Source organism: Kitasatospora sp. NPDC093102, from assembly GCF_040683915.1.
Classification (GTDB): Bacteria; Actinomycetota; Actinomycetes; order Streptomycetales; family Streptomycetaceae; genus Kitasatospora.
In genome coordinates this window covers 658,968-675,322 of record NZ_JBFBFA010000001.1, presented here as the reverse complement: position 1 = coordinate 675,322, position 16,355 = coordinate 658,968, and the positions used below count along the sequence as shown (strand labels likewise).

Genomic DNA, 16,355 nt, shown 5'->3' with positions numbered 1-16,355 from the left:
CAGTCGCGCCCCTAAGCTGACCGGCGTTCGAACGGGGAGGGGACGCGGCAGATGACCGACAGCGTGCTCAACGTGGTGCTCGGCCTGGTGGCCAGCGCGATCAGCGCCGGCCTGGGCTGGCTGGCCCAGATGCTGCGGCGGCGCCGCAAGGTCGAACGGGTGCGGGCGTTCTTCGGGCTGCCGAACGGCAGCGAGTGCCTGATCGTGGTGCCGCGCAGCATCGGAACGGGCTCGCACGCGCACACCGTGACCCGGCGCGACGCCTACGCGCTGATGTGGCTGGCCGGGCTGGTCGAGGAGTGCGGGGCGCGGCCCGAACTGGTCGCCCACGACGCCGCGCACCGCGGTCTGGGCACCAAGACCGAGCTGTGCCTGGGCGGTCCGGTCAGCAACGAGAGGATGGCCGCGCACCTGGCCTGGGGCCTGCCGGGCGTGCTCGTCACCTCGGGACCGGGCCCGGGCAGCAACGTGATCGTGGTGGGCGAGCGCGACTACACCGCCGACCACGACCAGGCGCACACCCTGCTGGCCCGGGTCGCCACCCCGGACGGCGGCCGCCCGGTGTTCCTGGTCTCCGGCCAGACCGGCACCGCCAACCAGGCCGGGGTGCGCTACCTGGTCGCGCACCACCGCGATCTCGCCCGGAAGTACGGGCAGGACGGCACCTTCGCGCTCGTCCTGCGGGTGGTCAACCCGGAGGCGTACGGGCCGGACATGGTCGAGGTGGCGGCCGATGTGACGGCCGAGGCGCTGCGGCGGCCCGGCGCCGGCTCCGGCGCCGTTTGAGCGGTCCGCGCGACACTGTGGCCCATGCCACCTCCCGCCGCGCCGCCGGCGTGTCACCCGCCGTGGCCCCCGCCCGATCCGGACGGACCCGCGCCGACCTGCGGAGTCGTCCGGGGGGCCGCCCGGCGGGCCGGAGAAGTCATCACCGAGCGTGTGGGATAGTTCACAACCAGGGGCTACTCGCCGGTACTGCCCAGGAATCCATAAACTCAACGAGGTTCAAGAAGGGAGCCACAGTGCGCAAGGTGCTCATCGCCAACCGCGGGGAAATCGCAGTCCGCGTCGCCCGGGCCTGCTCGGACGCCGGTATCAGCAGCGTCGCCGTCTACGCCGAGCCGGACCGGGATGCGCTGCACGTCCGCGCGGCCGACGAGGCTTATGCGCTGGGCGGTGACACTCCCGCTACCAGCTACCTGGACATCGCCAAGGTCCTCAAGGCGGCCGCCGACTCCGGCGCCGACGCCGTCCACCCCGGCTACGGGTTCCTGTCGGAGAACGCCGACTTCGCCCAGGCCGTCATCGACGCGGGTCTGATCTGGATCGGCCCGCCGCCGCAGGCCATCCGCGACCTCGGCGACAAGGTGACCGCCCGGCACGTCGCCCAGCGGGCCGGTGCCCCGCTGGTGGCCGGCACCCCGGACCCGGTCTCGGGTGCCGACGAGGTCGTCGTGTTCGCCCAGGAGCACGGCCTGCCGGTCGCCATCAAGGCGGCCTTCGGCGGTGGCGGCCGCGGCCTCAAGGTCGCCCGCACGCTGGAGGAGATCCCCGAGCTGTACGAGTCCGCGGTGCGCGAGGCCGTCGCCGCCTTCGGCCGCGGCGAGTGCTTCGTCGAGCGCTACCTGGACAACCCGCGGCACGTGGAGACCCAGTGCCTGGCCGACAAGCACGGCAACGTGGTGGTCGTCTCCACCCGTGACTGCTCGCTCCAGCGCCGCCACCAGAAGCTCGTCGAGGAGGCGCCCGCGCCGTTCCTGACCGCCGAGCAGAACGCCGAGCTGTACCGGGCGTCCAAGGCCATCCTGAAGGAGGCCGGCTACGAGGGCGCCGGGACCTGCGAGTTCCTGGTCGCGCTGGACGGCACGATCTCCTTCCTGGAGGTCAACACCCGCCTCCAGGTGGAGCACCCGGTCACCGAGGAGGTCACCGGCCTCGACCTGGTCCGCGAGATGTTCCGGATCGCCGACGGCGAGGAGCTCGGCTACGGCGACCCCGAGGTGCGCGGCCACTCCTTCGAGTTCCGCATCAACGGCGAGGACCCGGGCCGCAACTTCCTGCCGGCGCCCGGCACCGTGACGCTGTTCGCCCCGCCGTCCGGCCCGGGCGTGCGCCTGGACTCCGGCGTGGAGACCGGCTCGGTCATCGGCCCGGCCTGGGACTCGCTGCTGGCCAAGCTGGTCGTCAGCGGCCGCGACCGCAAGCAGGCCCTGGAGCGGGCCCGCCGCGCGCTGAACGAGTTCAAGGTGGAGGGCATGGCCACCGCCATCCCGTTCCACCAGGCGGTCGTCACCGACCCGGCGTTCGCGCCCGAGGTGCACGGCAGCGACGAGCCGTTCAAGGTCTTCACCCGGTGGATCGAGACCGAGTTCGACAACACCATCCCGCCGTTCGCCGGCGCGGCCGGTGACGGCGAGGAGGCCGAGACCCGGGAGACCGTGGTGGTCGAGGTCGGCGGCAAGCGGATCGAGGTCTCGCTGCCGTCCTCGCTGGGCGTCTCGACGGCCCCGGCGGCCGGTGCGGCGGGTGCCGCCAAGGCCAAGCGCCGGGTGGGGGCCAAGAAGGCCGGCTCGGCCGTCAGCGGTGACACCCTGGCCTCGCCGATGCAGGGCACCATCGTCAAGGTCGCCGTGGAGGAGGGCCAGGTCGTCGCCGAGGGCGAGCTGATCGTGGTCCTGGAGGCGATGAAGATGGAGCAGCCGCTGAACGCCCACAAGGCGGGCACCGTCGCCGGCCTCAAGGCCGAGGTGGGTGCGAGCGTCAGCAGCGGCGCCGCGCTCTGCGAGATCAAGGACTGACGCCGTCCCCTGGGACGGGCCTCGGCCCTCGGACCGGTCCGTACGCCCTTCGGGGGTGTGCGGACCGGTCGCGTTTCCGAGGTCCGTACGGGCTCAGCGCCCGCGCGGCAGGCCCAGCTCGGCCAGCCGGACCGGCATGCCGCCCGGACCGGCCGGACCGCCGTGCGCACCGGGACGGCGCTGGCCCGGCAGCGGGGCGCCGCCGGCGGGCGGAGCGCCGCGGCGGGCCATCGGGCCGGGCTGGGTCTGGTGGACCGGGCCGCTGCCGGTGCCGTGCACCGGGGCGTCGCCGCTCGGGGCCGCGCCCAGCGGGGCCAGGTCGACCTGCACCCCGCAGTCGGCGAGCGCGTCCAGTTCGCGGGCGGTGGTGTCGTCCGCGGTGGCCTGCTCGTCGGTGACCAGCCGGGTGATGGTCTCGGTGGCGACGGTCTGGAACATGCCGGCCGCGCCGAGCTTGGTGTGGTCGGCGAGGACGATCACCTCGGCGGCCGCCAGCACCATTGCCCGGTCCACGCTCGCGGACAGCATGTTCGCCGTCGACAGCCCGCGCTCGGCCGTCAGCCCGCTGCCGGAGATGAAGGCCTTGGTGACCCTCAGCCCCTGCAGCGACTGCTCCGCGCCGCTGCCCACCAGCGCGTAGTTGGAGCCGCGCAGGGTGCCGCCGGTCATCACCACCTCGACCCGGTTGGCGTGCGCCAGCGCCTGGGCGACCAGCAGCGAGTTGGTGACCACCGTCAGCCCGGGCACCCGGGCCAGCCGGCGGGCCAGCTCCTGGGTGGTGGTGCCGGCGCCGACCACCACCGCGTCGCCCTCCTCCACCAGGCCGGCGGCAAAGTCCGCGATGGCGCTCTTCTCCGCCGCGGACAGGTGGGTCTTCTGCGGGTATCCGGGTTCGCGGCTGAAGCCGCCGGGGAGCACCGCGCCGCCGTGCCGGCGGTCGAGGAGCCCTTCTGCCTCCAGCGCCCGCACGTCACGGCGCACGGTCACTTCGGAGGTCTGGACGACGCGGGCCAACTCCCGGAGCGAGACGGCTCCGTTGGCGCGCACCATTTCGAGGATCAACTGGCGACGTTCTGCTGCAAACACAGAACCGACGGTAACCTGCGTGACCGTCTGCTTTCAGGCGTTTGCAGCTAGTAGCGGGAATTGCTCACGCACGAGCGGCGCGTGACCGTACAATACGCGCCGCCACCGGCCCGGAACTGCGCCCGCCGTCCGGGTGACAGCCATGCCCGCGCGAAGGGCGGCCGCCGATCGGCAGCCGCCCCCAACTGTGCGCCGGACGCTCAGGATTCGCCGTCGGCCCGCCTGCGGATGTGCAGCTGCCGGGCGGCCTCGGCGGTCGAGCCGGAGACGGACGGGTAGACGGTGAAGGCGCTGGCCACCTGTTCGACCGTCAGATTGGCGTCCACCGCAAGCGAGATCGAGTGGATCAGCTCGCTGGCCCGCGGGGCGACGACCACGCCGCCGACCACGATGCCGGTGCCCGGGCGGCAGAACAGCTTCACGAAGCCGTCCCGGATGCCCTGCATCTTCGCCCGCGGGTTGCCGCGCAGCGGGAGCTTGACCACGACGGCGTCCATCTTGCCGCACTCCACGTCGGCCGCCGTGTAGCCGACGGTGGCGATCTCCGGGTCGGTGAAGACGTTGGAGGCCACGGTCTTGAGGTGCAGCGGCTGCACCGCGTCGCCGAGCGCGTGGTACATCGCGATCCGGCCCTGCATGGCCGCCACCGAGGCGAGCATGAAGACGCCGGTGCAGTCGCCCGCCGCGTACACGCCGGGGGCGCTGGTGCGGGAGACCCGGTCGACCTGGATCTGGCCCCAGTCGTTGAGCTTGACCCCGGCCTCCTCCAGGCCCATGTCGGAGGTGTTGGGGATCGAGCCGACCGCCATCAGGCAGTGGGTGCCCTCGATCACCTTGCCGTCGGCCAGCATGACCTCGACCCGGTCGCCGATCCGCTTGACGCTCTCGGCCCGCGAGCGGCCCATCACGTTCATGCCGCGGCGGCGGAAGACGTCCTCCAGCACCTCGGCGGCGTCCGGGTCCTCGCCCGGCAGCACCCGGTCACGGCTGGACACCAGGGTCACCTTGGAGCCGAGCGCCTGGTACGCGCCGGCGAACTCGGCACCGGTCACACCGGAGCCGACCACGATCAGCTCGCGGGGCAGCTCCTCCAGGTCGTACACCTGGGTCCAGGTGAGGATCCGCTCGCCGTCCGGCTGGGCGTCCGGCAGCTCGCGCGGGTGGGCACCGGTGGCGATCAGCACCGCGTCGGCGCGCAGCGACTGCACGGTGCCGTCGGGCGCGTCCACCAGCACCTCGCGGGAGCCGTCCACGGCCTGCCCGCCGCCGCCGAGCCGGCCGCGGCCGCGCAGCACGGTGACGCCGGCCCGGGTGACGGACTGGGTGATGTCGTGGGACTGCGCGATGGCCAGGCGCTTCACACGGCGGTTGACCTTGCCCAGGTCCACGCCGATCACCCGGGCCGCCTGCTCGATCGGCGGGGTGTCGTCCGCGACGAGGATGCCCAGTTCCTCGTACGAGCTGTCGAAGGTGGTCATCACCTCCGCGGTCGCGATCAGGGTCTTCGACGGAACGCAGTCCGTGAGCACCGCCGATCCGCCCAGACCGTCGGTGTCGACGACGGTCACCTCCGCGCCGAGCTGTGCGGCGACCAGGGCCGCCTCGTAGCCGCCGGGTCCGCCACCGATGATCACGATCCGAGTCACGTTCCCCATTGTCCCGCACGCCGGGACCGGGGCCACGCCGGGGTCCGGGCTTCCGTAGCTTCGCCCAGTCGCCCCGGCCCGCCCGTCGCCCGGGCTACGCTGGCCCCCATGCCCCTTTACGCCGCGTATGCCACCAACCTCGATGCTCGGCAGATGACCCGCCGAGCCCCGCACTCCCCGCTGCGCGGCACGGGGTGGCTAGCCGGTTGGCGGCTCACCTTCGGCGGCGAGCAGCTCGGCTGGGAGGGCTCGCTCGCCACCGTGGTCGAGGACGAGAAGGACCAGGTCTTCGTCTCGCTGTACGACGTCGCGCCGATGGACGAGGAGGGCCTGGACCGCTGGGAGGGCGTCCAGCTCGGCATCTACCGCAAGATCAAGCTGCGCGCGCAGACCCTGGACGGCGACATCCCGGTCTGGACGTACGTGCTCAACGACTACGAGGGCGGCCTGCCCGCGGCCCGCTACCTCGGTCTGGTCGCCGACGCCGCGGAGAGCGCCGGCGCCCCGCACGACTACGTGATGGACCTGCGCCGCCGCCCCTGCTGAGGCCTCAGGGCCTCGGCCCCCAGCTGCGCGCGGTGTCCGCCAGCACCCCGGCCACCACCGCGCGCCGGGCCGGCTCGGTGCGCAGGCCGTTGCCCAGCTCGACGTGCAGCCACGGCACCCCGACGCCGGCCGCGAACCGGCCCTCGACGTTGGTGGTGCCGCCCAGCTGCCCGCACTTCTCCCGCCAGGCCCGGCAGACCGCGTACCCGGCCCGGCCCAGCCCGGTGGCCGTGAGCTCGGCGGCCGGTCCCGGCTGCCCGGCGCCGGGCGAGACCACCGCGTCCTGACCGGGCAGGCTGCCCTCGTCGAAGCCGTGCACCTGGATGCCGGGCAGTCCGCGCCCGGCGAGCGCCTCGACCACGGCGGCGAAGGCGGTGTCGGTGCGGTGCGCGACGTCCGAGGAGCCGTCCGCCCCGGCCCGGCGGTGCGCCCCGGCGAGCACCAGGACGCCGCCCGGCGCGGCCCGGAACACGTCCACCCCGAGCGCCTCGGTGCGGGCGTCCGATATCGGGTGGGGCACCTGCACGGACCAGGCCGAGCGGACCGAGAGGTCCAGGTAGACCCGGCCCCAGCCGCGGCTCGACTCCGCGGTGGCGTCGGCGAGTTCGGCCACCCGGCGGCCGGTGGCGGCCTCGGTGAACTCGGTGCGCCGGTAGCCGACCCGGGCCAGCGCGCGGTCCGCCTGCTCGGCCTGCCCGTCCAGCAGGCCCAGGACGCCCTCGGCCAGCGCCCGGCGCTGCCCGGCGTCCGGCGCGGTGTACGCGCTCTGCCCGAAGCCCCCGGTGTACTCGTCCACCCGGGCCGCCAGGTCCACCGGGGCCGGACCGGTGGGCGTCGTCCCGGACGGCTGGACGGCGTGCGGCCGCTCCGCCCGGCCGCGCGCGGCCAGGGTCAGCACCCCCGCGAGCGCGGCCAGCACCAGCAACACCGTCACGGGCAGCACCAGCGAGCGTCGCGAACCCCGAATCTCCATGGCGGACGAACCTACCCTGCCGGCCGTGATGGCCATGATCCACTCCGGTGCCGAGTGGATCGACACCAAAGAGACACCTCATGGAGACCACTATGTGACAACTTTTTCGAAACATCTTCGTACGCTGATGCGGCTTGACCAGCTCTTGATCACTGCTTGACCGAGAAGGCCGGCCACGGACCTCCCGGAACGGGCGCCGGGCCCGGAGGAGAACGAGGCCCTTGTGAGCAGCACGGCACCCAACCCGCCGCGGCAGCACCGCTCCCGCCGCCGGGCCGACATGCCGCTGCTCGGAGGCATCCGTCCCCCCATCGCGCTGCTGCTGGTGCTGCTGCTCGCCGTCGCCGCGATCACCGCCCTGGCCGTCGGCGGACTGCGCGTCGACGACACCCCGCAGGCCGTCCGGGAGTCCCACCAGTTCGCTGCCGAGGACACCGCCGCCTCGCTGCGCGCCGGACTCCACGAGAGCGCCACCGACCTGCGCCGGGCCGCCGCCCGGTACGAGAGCGCCCCCGCCGAGCCCGCCGCGGTGCTGAGCTCGCTCGGCCAGGCGTACCACAAGTGGCGCGGCACCGTGGTGGTCCGCCCCGACACCGGCCGCCTGCTGGCCGCCCGCGGCGAGACCGTCCCGCTGGCCGGGCTGGACCTCACCAAGGTCACCGACACCGCGCCCGCGCCCGTCCTGGTGCCCTCCACCACCGGCACCCGGCTGCTCACCTTCGCCCTGGTCGCCACCAAGGCCGACGGCCGCGCGCTGCTGGTCGCCTCCGACAACCTGCGGCTGCCCGGCATCGCCACCCGCAAGGAGCAGACCATCCAGGTCCTCGACGCCTCCGGCGCCGTCCTGGACACCACCGGCGCCGCGCTGGACTCCGAGGCCGACCGCAAGGTGGTCTCCGCCGCCCGCGAGCGCGCCGCCCGGGAACGCCCCGTCCCCGGCGAGACGGCCTCCGGCAGCCTGACCGGCGGCGCGGACGACAAGGGCGTGCGCCGGGTGGCCGGCTGGTCCGCCGTCGCCAACCCCGACGGGCGCGACCTGGCCGCCCCGCTCGGCCTCACCGTGGTCTCCACCAGCACCGTCGACGGCAAGCCCGGCGGCCTGCGCCACCCCACGCTCGGCCTGGCCGCCGCCGGCGCCCTGCTCGTCCTCGCCCTGCTGCTCGCCTGGTACCTGATCCGCAGCCTCCAGCGCCCGTTGCTGCGGCTGTTCCTGGAGTCCCGCCGGCTCACCCGGGGCGACCGGCTGGAGCAGCCCGTCCGGGGCCCGAAGCGCGGCGAGGCGGCCCGGATCGCCCGCGCGCTGGAGGAGCTGCGGCGCCAGCTGCTCGACCCCGCCCGCCCGCCGGCCCCGGCCCCGGCCGCGAAGCGCCGCCCCGGCACCGCGCTGCCGCTCGCGCTCTGCGCCGTCCTGGTGCTCGGCTGGTCCGGCCCGCTGCTGTTCCTCGGCGGCAACGACTCCGGCGTACGGGTGCCCACCCAGGTGGTGGCCGGCCAGCGAGACCGCACCGACACCGCCGCCGACCGGATCCGCCAGGCGCTCAACGAGGGCTACGCGGACCTGCGCTCGCTCGCCCCCTCGCTGACCGAGACCTCCGTCGGCAAGGCCGAGAACCTGCTGCGCGCCACCCTCGCCGAGCACGACCGCTACCGCGCGCTCTACGTCCTCGGCGCGAACGGCGAGGTGCTCGCCCGGGCCGGCGAGACCCCGCACCGCACCGGTCCGGAGGCGCTCGGCGCGAACGGCGTGCTGCTGCTCAACAGCTCCGGCAAGGAGCCCCGGATCGCCGCCCGGGCCGCCCTGACCGCCGCCCCAGCCGAGACCGGGGCCGGGGCGGACGCCGACCAGGAGGCCGCCGCGGAGCCCAAGGGCCCGGTGCTGATCGGCGAGTTCAAGACCGACTTCCTCGGCTCCCTGCTGGCACGCCCCGGCCTCGGCCGGGTCTGGCTGGTCGACGACCGGCAACGGGTGCTGGCCGCCAACGAGGGCTACAGCTCCTTCGGCGAACTGCCCGACGACCGGGCCCGCAAGGTGCTGGCCGACGCCAAGAAGTCCGCCGCGGCCGACGTGCTGCGCGACGGCGGCGACCCGGCCCTGCTCGCCGCCGCCCCGCTCGGCGGCAACGGCAGCGTGGCCAGGCTCGGCTGGTCCGTGGTCACCGCCCACCCGGTGGCCTGGCTGCACCTGGACCAGAACCGGGCCGACCGGCGGGTGGTGCTGGCCGGCATGCTCGGCCTGGCCGCCGCCGCGCTCTGCCTGGGCTGGCTGTTCATCGCCGTCGGCCTGCCGCTGCGCCGGCTCGCCGCGAGCGCCGAGTCGCTGGCCGCCGGCGACCGCCGCACCGTGCTCTACCCCGTCCACCACGACGAGGTCGGCGCCGTCGCCCGCAGCCTGGAGCTGATCCGCCAGGAGCTGGTCCGCGCCGAACAGGCCGAACGCGCCGGCCGCCGTACCCCCGCAACCGCAACCGCCCGCTGAGCCCCGCCCGAAGGACCTCCCGTGCTCTTCCTCTACGTCGTGCTGCTGGTGTGCTGCACCGTGCTGTTGGTGGCCGGCATCGTCGAACAGCGCCGGCACTTCACCGCCCTGGACCAGATCCCGACCCGGGTGCTGGTCAACGGCATCCGCGGCAAGAGCTCGATCACCCGGCTGTGCGCGGGCGCGCTGCGCGGCGGCGGGCTGGTGACCGTCGCCAAGACCACCGGCACCGCGGCCCGGTTCATCCACCCGGACGCCACCGAGGAGCCGGTCTACCGCAAGTTCGGCATCGCCAACGTGGTGGAGCAGATCGGCATCGTCCGCCGTGCCGCCACCTACCGGCCGGACGCCCTGGTGATCGAGTGCATGGCCGTCATGCCGGCGCTCCAGGAGGTCAACCAGACCAAGCTGATCCAGTCCACGATCGGCGTGCTGTGCAACGTCCGCGAGGACCACCTCGCCGAGATGGGCCCCACCCTGGACGACGTCGCCCGCTCGCTGTCCCGCTCGATGCCGGTCGGCGGGGTGTGCGTGACCGCCGAACAGGAGCGCGCCCACATCCTGCGCGAGGAGGCGGCCAAGCGGGACTGCCGGCTGATCGTGGTGGACCCGGAGTCGGTCACCGACGAGGAGCTGCGCGGGTTCAGCTGGTTCACCTTCAAGGAGAACGTGGCGATCGCCCTCGCCGTCGCCGAACTCCTCGGCGTGGAGCGGCAGACCGCGCTCCAGGGCATGTGGGCGGCCCCGCCGGACCCGGGTGTGCTCTCCGTCGAGCGCTACCGGACGGCGGACGGCAAGCGGCTGCGCTTCGCCAACGTCTTCGCCGCCAACGACCCCGAGTCCACGCTGATGAACGTCCGTCAGCTGGAGGGCCTCGGCGCGATCCACCGACCGCTCAGTGTGGTGATCAACTGCCGCCCGGACCGGGTGGAGCGCAACGGCCAGATGGGCCAGATCGTCCCGGACCTCGATCCGGAGACGGTCTTCCTGATCGGCCACCCCACCAAGAGCGCCCGCGACGGCATCCCGGCCGGCTGGTCGGGCCGGGTGGTCGACCTCGGCGGCGACAAGCGCGACCCGGCCTCGCTCACCTCCGAACTGCTGGCCGAACTCGGCCCGGACACCTCGCTGGTGGCGGTCGGCAACATCCACGGCCAGGGCGAGCTGTTCCTGGAGGAGCTGGCCCGGCTGGAGCCCGACGAGGACGGGGGGACGCCGGAGTTCGCGTACCACGAGCCCGAGCCGCTCTACCCGGAGCCGGACTACGACGACTCCGCGTACAGCGAACCCGCCTACCTCGAACCGGCGTACGGCGAACCGGCTCACGCGTGGACGGCGTACCCGGCACCGGACCACACCGAGCCCGGGCACGTCGAACCCGGGTACCCGGAGCCGGGGTACGCCCAACCCGGATACCCGGAGCCGGGGTACGGCCGTCCCGCCCACGACGCGCCCGCCCACGCCGAGCCCGTCTACCGCCCCGAACCCGTCCCCGACTCCTGGTACGACCCCAGCCACCGCACGACCCACTACGGAGACCAGCAGTGATCCCCACCGAGCTCACCCCCGAGATCGCCGCCATCGGCATCGCGCTCGGCCTGGTCTTCTCGCTGGTCTGCTACCTGACCACCAACCTCTCCCCCGGCGGCATGATCACCCCCGGCTGGCTGGCCCTCACCCTGGTCGAGGACCTCCAGCGGGTGGCCATCGTGATCGGCGTGACGGTGCTGACCTTCCTCGCCACCCGGGTGGTCCAGAAGCTGGTGATCCTCTACGGCAAGCGCCTGTTCGCCGCCGTGGTGCTGATCGGCGTGCTGCTCCAGGCCACCGTGATGCTGGTCCTCCAGCGCGAACTGCCCACCCTGTACGCCAACCAGACGCTCGGCTTCATCGTCCCCGGCCTGATCGCCTACCAGCTGGTCCGCCAGCCCCGGGCGGCCACCCTGATGGCCACCAGCACGGTGACGCTCGCCAACTACGTCGTCCTGACCGCCGGCGTGCTGCTCGGCGCCCTGCCCGGCACCTGATCCCCACGGAAGCCCCCATGCCCGTCACCCGCAAGTCCCTGCTCAGCGGCGGCCTCGCCGTCACCCTGCTGGCCGCCAGCGGCTACCTCACCGTCCAGCTGCGGGACCGTGACCGGCAGCCGGCCGCCGGCAGCAGCGCACCGCTGATCACCGCCCCGGCCCCCACCGCGGCCGGGACGGCCTCGCCCGCCGGCCACCGCTACGAGCGGCTGACCGGACCGGACCGCACGGTGGTCCGGGACGCCCGCGGCGGCGTGGTCGCCACGCTGACCGACGGCGCCCGCACCGCCGTCCTGGCCGGCCCCAGCCGCACCTTCGCCGAACCGAGCACCACCACCGCCACCGTGGTGACCGACGCCTGGGTCCGGCTGATGCCCCAGCCCTGGAAGCCGGGCGCCGAGCAGGAGGGCTGGTTCCGCACCTGGTTCCAGCAGTCGCTCGGCTCCACCTCCGACGACGTGCTGGCGGTGGCCACCCAGTACGTGTCCGGCGCGCCCGCCGAGAAGGACGCCAAGGGCGTGCGCTTCAAGGGCGACGCCTCGTTCGGCCCGCTCAATCCGAACGGTTCGGTCGGCAACGACCTGCGGCTGGAACAGACCGATTTCTTCGACTACCTCGGCGTTCCGTACACGTTCGCCGACAAGGTCGCCAAGCAGCCCGACAAAACCCGCTACGGCGCCTTCGACTGCTCGGGCTTCGTCCGGATGGTGTACGGCTACCGCTCCGGCTACCCGATGCTCTCCAAGGACGTCGCCGGGCCCGGCCTGCCGCGCACCGCCAACGGCCTGGCCCGGGTCGGCCCCGGCGTCCCGGTGATCCCGCTGACCACCGCCCCCGGCTCGGAGACCACTCTGCGCCCGGCCTCGATCGACCCGTTGCAACCCGGTGACCTGGTGTTCTTCGAGATCGACGCGCGCACCGGCGCCCGGCTCGACCACACCGGCATCTACCTGGGCCTGGACACCGACGGCCACCCCCGGTACATCTCCAGCCGCGAGGAGGCGGACGGCCCGACCTTCGGCGACAAGGGCGGCACCTCGCGGCTCGACGACAACGGGATGTACGCGAAGGGGCTGCGCAACGCGAAGCGGCTCTGAGCCGCGCGCGGAAGGGGCGGGCGCGGGAGCGACGGGCGAGAACAGGGCGGCCCCGGAGGGTACGGGCGCGCGGGGGCGGAACGTCCTCCGTGTGGGAACCGACGACCCCGGCGGCCCGGACACACCACCGAGCTGTGCTTTCGGGTCAACCGGGTAACGATCCGGCATGCTGCGGCTGAATTTCTACGCGCGTAGCCGAAACCCGTCTATCCTCGGACCCGTGAACGCTTCTCCTCAGTCGGTCGTCTCCGCCGACCCCTACGCCGCCGCCCAGGCCGCCGCCGAGCGCCTGCGCGAGCTGACCGGTGCCGAGCGGCACGACGTCGCCCTGGTGATGGGCTCCGGCTGGGTGCCGGCCGCCGACGCCCTGGGCGAGACCGTGGCCGAGTTCCCGGTCACCGAGCTCCCGGGCTTCCCCGCCCCCGCCGTCGCCGGCCACGCCGGCAAGATCCGTTCGGTGAAGATCGGCGACAAGCGCGCCCTGATCTTCCTCGGCCGCAACCACTACTACGAGGGCCACGGCGTGGCCACCGTCGTCCACGGCGTGCGCACCGCCGCCGCGGCCGGCTGCGGCATCATCGTGCTGACCAACGGCTGCGGCGGCCTGCGCCAGGGCTGGACCCCGGGCCAGCCGGTCCTGATCAGCGACCACATCAACCTGACCGGGGACTCCCCGATCGTCGGCGCCAACTTCGTCGACCTCACCGACCTGTACTCCAAGCGTCTGCGCGAGCTCTGCCGCGAGGTCGACCCGTCCCTGGACGAAGCCGTCTACGTCCAGTTCCGCGGCCCGCACTACGAGACCCCGGCCGAGGTCAACATGGCCCGGGTGATCGGCGGCGAGCTGGTCGGCATGTCCACCACCCTGGAGGCCATCGCCGCCCGCGAGGCCGGCACCGAGGTGCTCGGCATCTCCCTGGTCACCAACCTGGCCGCCGGCATGACCGGCGAGCCGCTCAACCACGAAGAGGTGCTGGAGGCCGGCAAGGCCTCCGCCGAGCGCATGGGCGAGCTGCTGGCGAAGGTCCTTGAGCGGATCTGACGCCCTCGAGGCGCAGAATCATGACTGACGGGGCCCACGGGCGGTGTGATCCGCTGATCACACCTTCCCGTGGGCCCCGTCCGCATAAGCGACTCCCTACTCTGCGGAATCCTCCGGTCACAGCGGAACCCTCCCGACCCGCAGCGGAACCTCCGGCCGACACACCGACGCACTTCCCGATGGAGCTGGTATGACGCAGGCACCCACCACCGACCTCCTCGCCCGGGCCCGGACCTGGCTGGCCGAGGACCCCGACCCGCAGACCCGCGAGGAGCTCAGCGCCCTGCTGGCCCGGGCCGAGGGCCCGGAGGCCGAGACCGACAGCAAGCTCGCCTGGGCGGAGCTCGCCGCCCGCTTCTCCGACCGGCTCCAGTTCGGCACCGCCGGCCTGCGCGGCGAACTCGGCGCCGGCCCGATGCGGATGAACCGCGCCGTGGTGATCCGGGCCGCCGCCGGCCTGGTCTCGTACGTCAAGCAGCAGGGCCTGGGCGACCTGGTCGTCATCGGCTACGACGCCCGCCACAAGTCGTACGACTTCGCCCGCGACACCGCCGCCGTGGTGGTCGGCGCCGGCCTGCGCGCCGCGCTGCTGCCGCGCCCGCTGCCGACCCCGGTGCTCGCCTTCGCCGTCCGCCACCTGGGCGCGGCCGCCGGTGTCACCGTCACCGCCAGCCACAACCCGCCGCAGGACAACGGCTACAAAGTCTACCTGGGCGACGGCTCGCAGATCGTCCCGCCGGCCGACGCCGGGATCGCCGCCGGGATCGACGCGATCGGCTCGCTGAACGAGGTCCCGCGCGCCGAGGAGGGCTGGGAGGTGCTCGGCGAGGAGGTCGTCGAGGCCTACCTGTCCCGGGCCGTCTCCATCATGGACGAGCACGGCCCGCGCGACCTGGAGGTGGTCTACACCCCGATGCACGGCGTCGGCCGCGACACCCTGGTCGCCGCGTTCCGCCGGGCCGGCTTCCCCGCGCCCACCGTGGTCGCCGAACAGGCCGAGCCCGACCCGGACTTCCCGACCGTGGCCTTCCCCAACCCGGAGGAGCCGGGGGCGATGGACCTCGCCTTCCGCACCGCCGTCTCGGTCGGCCCGGACATCGTGATCGCGAACGACCCCGACGCCGACCGCTGCGCCGTGGCCGTCCCCGCCAACGGCAACGCGGCCGGCAGCGGCAGCGGCTCGGCCGGCTGGCGGATGCTGCGCGGCGACGAGGTCGGTGCGCTGCTCGGCTCGGCCCTGGTGGCGAAGAAGGCCGAGGGCACCTTCGCCACCACCATCGTCTCCGCCACCCTGCTGGGCCGGATCGCCGAGGCGGCGGGCCTGGGCTACGCCGAGACACTGACCGGCTTCAAGTGGATCTCCCGCGCCGAGGGCCTGCGCTACGGCTACGAGGAAGCGCTCGGCTACTGCGTCGACCCGCAGGGCGTCCGGGACAAGGACGGCATCACCGCGGCCCTGCTGGTCGCCGAGCTCGCCGCCACCCTCAAGAAGTCCGGCCGCACCCTGTCCGACCTGCTGGACGACCTGGCGCTGGAGCACGGCCTGCACGCCACCGACCAGCTCTCCGTCCGGGTCCAGGACCTCGCGCTGATCGCCGACGCCATGCTCCGCCTGCGCGAGCAGCCGCCGACCGTCCTGGCCGGCCTCCAGGTCACCCGCGCCGACGACCTGTCGACCGGCTCCGCCGACCTGCCGCCCACCGACGGCCTGCGCTACTGCCTGGCCGGCGAGGACGTCCGCTCCGCCCGCATCGTGGTCCGCCCCTCCGGGACCGAGCCGAAGCTCAAGTGCTACCTGGAGGTCGTCCTCCCGGTCGCCTCCGCCGCCGACCTCGCCCCCACCCGCGACCGCGCCGCCGCCCTCCTCGCCACCATCAAGCAGGACCTCGCCCGGGCCGCCGGCATCACCCCCTGACGCCCACGGACACGAAAGGGCCCGCCGGTCACCGACCGGCGGGCCCTGCACTCGTACTCAGACCGCGATGACCGTGATCAGCGCGATCAGGCCGGCCAGGGTGGGGGCGATGACCCACCAGCACCAGCGGACCTCGACCGGACCGGCGGCGGCGGGGCGGCCGGCGTTGCGTTCGGCCATGTCCTGGAGGACGGCGGTGACCTGGTCGGACCAGGCACGGGTGGGGTCGGGCGAGCCCTGGACGACCGGGTTGGTGCGCTTGGCGGCCGACCCCAGTCCCAGGCCGATCCGGGAGGCGTGCTCGGCAGCGCCGGCCCCCTGCCCCCGGGTGGCCCGCTTGCGCTGCCGCAGCGACACCGGCACCGCCCAGACCTGGTACTTCTTGCCGTCCGCGAGCAGTTCGACCGAGTACCCCGCGTGCAGCGCGTCCACCGAGGCCCACGGCGCGACGATGGTCCGCCACGGGTTGCGCACCACCAGCCGGTCGCGGCCGGCCGACACGGCCGGCCGCAGCGTGTACGCGATCACCGGGAAGGCGAACACCGGCACCGCCGCGAGCGAGACGTACGGGGTCTTCCCGGTCCCGCTCACCACCGCGTCGCCGATCAGCCAGGCCGCGACGACCAGCAGCAGCACTCCGGAGATCACACCGGGGACAGAGCGGTACACGCGGTCCGCGTACGCAGGATCCCCGTCGGGGGCGGCTGGGCCCTGGTGGGGCTTGCCGTCGGAATCGGTCATGGCGTCGA

14 protein-coding genes are annotated in these 16,355 nt (G+C 73.9%); 10 read left to right on the top strand and 4 right to left on the bottom strand.

Annotated features, from left to right (window positions below; all coding sequences use genetic code 11):
- The first annotated feature begins 51 nt into the window (after positions 1 to 51).
- Both AB0O11_RS03155 and AB0O11_RS03150 read left to right on the top strand, forming a co-directional pair.
- On the top strand, positions 52 to 786 hold the full coding sequence (locus AB0O11_RS03155) for a hypothetical protein (protein WP_363381167.1): 735 nt from the start codon (positions 52 to 54) through the stop codon (positions 784 to 786).
- Positions 787 to 1,022: 236 nt separating this feature from the next.
- Positions 1,023 to 2,798, top strand: a complete 1,776-nt coding sequence (locus tag AB0O11_RS03150) for a biotin carboxylase N-terminal domain-containing protein (RefSeq protein ID WP_363381165.1) — start codon at positions 1,023 to 1,025, stop codon at positions 2,796 to 2,798.
- 93 nt (positions 2,799 to 2,891) lie between these two features.
- On the opposite strand, the gene AB0O11_RS03145 is transcribed toward AB0O11_RS03150, so the two are convergent.
- Together AB0O11_RS03145 and AB0O11_RS03140 are read right to left on the bottom strand one after the other, a co-directional pair.
- Positions 2,892 to 3,884, bottom strand: a complete 993-nt coding sequence (locus AB0O11_RS03145) for a DeoR/GlpR family DNA-binding transcription regulator (RefSeq protein WP_363381163.1) — start codon at positions 3,882 to 3,884, stop codon at positions 2,892 to 2,894.
- 200 nt (positions 3,885 to 4,084) lie between these two features.
- Positions 4,085 to 5,539, bottom strand: a complete 1,455-nt coding sequence (locus tag AB0O11_RS03140; protein ID WP_363381160.1) for an NAD(P)H-quinone dehydrogenase — start codon at positions 5,537 to 5,539, stop codon at positions 4,085 to 4,087.
- Between the two features lie 99 nt (positions 5,540 to 5,638).
- Between AB0O11_RS03140 and AB0O11_RS03135 the strand changes: the two genes are divergently transcribed.
- Positions 5,639 to 6,076: a gamma-glutamylcyclotransferase gene (locus AB0O11_RS03135; protein ID WP_049660023.1), complete on the top strand. Its 438-nt coding sequence runs from the start codon at positions 5,639 to 5,641 to the stop codon at positions 6,074 to 6,076.
- Positions 6,077 to 6,080: 4 nt separating this feature from the next.
- On the opposite strand, the gene AB0O11_RS03130 is transcribed toward AB0O11_RS03135, so the two are convergent.
- Entirely contained in the window at positions 6,081 to 7,049 is a 969-nt protein-coding gene (locus AB0O11_RS03130; RefSeq protein WP_363381156.1) for a hypothetical protein, read from the bottom strand.
- A 25-nt stretch (positions 7,050 to 7,074) separates the two neighbouring features.
- Between AB0O11_RS03130 and AB0O11_RS03125 the strand changes: the two genes are divergently transcribed.
- The 7 genes from AB0O11_RS03125 to AB0O11_RS03095 all read left to right on the top strand — a co-directional run bounded on the left by AB0O11_RS03125 (position 7,075) and on the right by AB0O11_RS03095 (position 15,606).
- Positions 7,075 to 7,209, top strand: a complete 135-nt coding sequence (locus AB0O11_RS03125) for a hypothetical protein (protein WP_363381153.1) — start codon at positions 7,075 to 7,077, stop codon at positions 7,207 to 7,209.
- Between the two features lie 63 nt (positions 7,210 to 7,272).
- On the top strand, positions 7,273 to 9,525 hold the full coding sequence (locus tag AB0O11_RS03120; RefSeq protein ID WP_363381151.1) for a HAMP domain-containing protein: 2,253 nt from the start codon (positions 7,273 to 7,275) through the stop codon (positions 9,523 to 9,525).
- Between the two features lie 21 nt (positions 9,526 to 9,546).
- Positions 9,547 to 11,073: a poly-gamma-glutamate synthase PgsB gene (gene pgsB / locus AB0O11_RS03115; protein ID WP_363381148.1), complete on the top strand. Its 1,527-nt coding sequence runs from the start codon at positions 9,547 to 9,549 to the stop codon at positions 11,071 to 11,073.
- Positions 11,070 to 11,552 (top strand): poly-gamma-glutamate biosynthesis protein PgsC/CapC, encoded by a 483-nt coding sequence (locus AB0O11_RS03110; protein WP_363381145.1) that lies wholly within the window; start codon positions 11,070 to 11,072, stop codon positions 11,550 to 11,552. The genes pgsB and AB0O11_RS03110 overlap by 4 nt, the downstream gene beginning before the upstream one ends.
- A 17-nt stretch (positions 11,553 to 11,569) precedes the next feature.
- Positions 11,570 to 12,649 carry an NlpC/P60 family protein gene (locus tag AB0O11_RS03105; RefSeq protein ID WP_363381144.1) on the top strand — a complete coding sequence of 360 codons (1,080 nt, stop codon included), beginning with the start codon at positions 11,570 to 11,572 and terminating at the stop codon, positions 12,647 to 12,649.
- Positions 12,650 to 12,869: 220 nt separating this feature from the next.
- Positions 12,870 to 13,691, top strand: coding sequence for a purine-nucleoside phosphorylase (locus tag AB0O11_RS03100; protein WP_363381142.1), 822 nt, complete (start codon positions 12,870 to 12,872; stop codon positions 13,689 to 13,691).
- A 190-nt stretch (positions 13,692 to 13,881) separates the two neighbouring features.
- The gene (locus tag AB0O11_RS03095; protein ID WP_363381141.1) at positions 13,882 to 15,606 is read left to right on the top strand and encodes a phospho-sugar mutase; all 1,725 of its coding nucleotides are present in this window, start codon (positions 13,882 to 13,884) and stop codon (positions 15,604 to 15,606) included.
- Between the two features lie 57 nt (positions 15,607 to 15,663).
- On the opposite strand, the gene AB0O11_RS03090 is transcribed toward AB0O11_RS03095, so the two are convergent.
- Positions 15,664 to 16,347: a PH domain-containing protein gene (locus AB0O11_RS03090; RefSeq protein ID WP_363381140.1), complete on the bottom strand. Its 684-nt coding sequence runs from the start codon at positions 16,345 to 16,347 to the stop codon at positions 15,664 to 15,666.
- Between the last annotated feature and the right edge of the window lie 8 nt (positions 16,348 to 16,355).

Bases quoted from the DNA above. Each gene is read 5' to 3' on its own strand.
- AB0O11_RS03155 (WP_363381167.1), top strand. From the start codon at position 52: ATGACCGACAGCGTGCTCAACGTGGTGCTCGGCCTGGTGGCCAGCGCG.
- AB0O11_RS03140 (WP_363381160.1), bottom strand. From the start codon at position 5,539: ATGGGGAACGTGACTCGGATCGTGATCATCGGTGGCGGACCCGGCGGC.
- AB0O11_RS03135 (WP_049660023.1), top strand. From the start codon at position 5,639: ATGCCCCTTTACGCCGCGTATGCCACCAACCTCGATGCTCGGCAGATG.
- AB0O11_RS03130 (WP_363381156.1), bottom strand. From the start codon at position 7,049: ATGGAGATTCGGGGTTCGCGACGCTCGCTGGTGCTGCCCGTGACGGTG.
- AB0O11_RS03105 (WP_363381144.1), top strand. From the start codon at position 11,570: ATGCCCGTCACCCGCAAGTCCCTGCTCAGCGGCGGCCTCGCCGTCACC.
- AB0O11_RS03095 (WP_363381141.1), top strand. From the start codon at position 13,882: ATGACGCAGGCACCCACCACCGACCTCCTCGCCCGGGCCCGGACCTGG.
- AB0O11_RS03090 (WP_363381140.1), bottom strand. From the start codon at position 16,347: ATGACCGATTCCGACGGCAAGCCCCACCAGGGCCCAGCCGCCCCCGAC.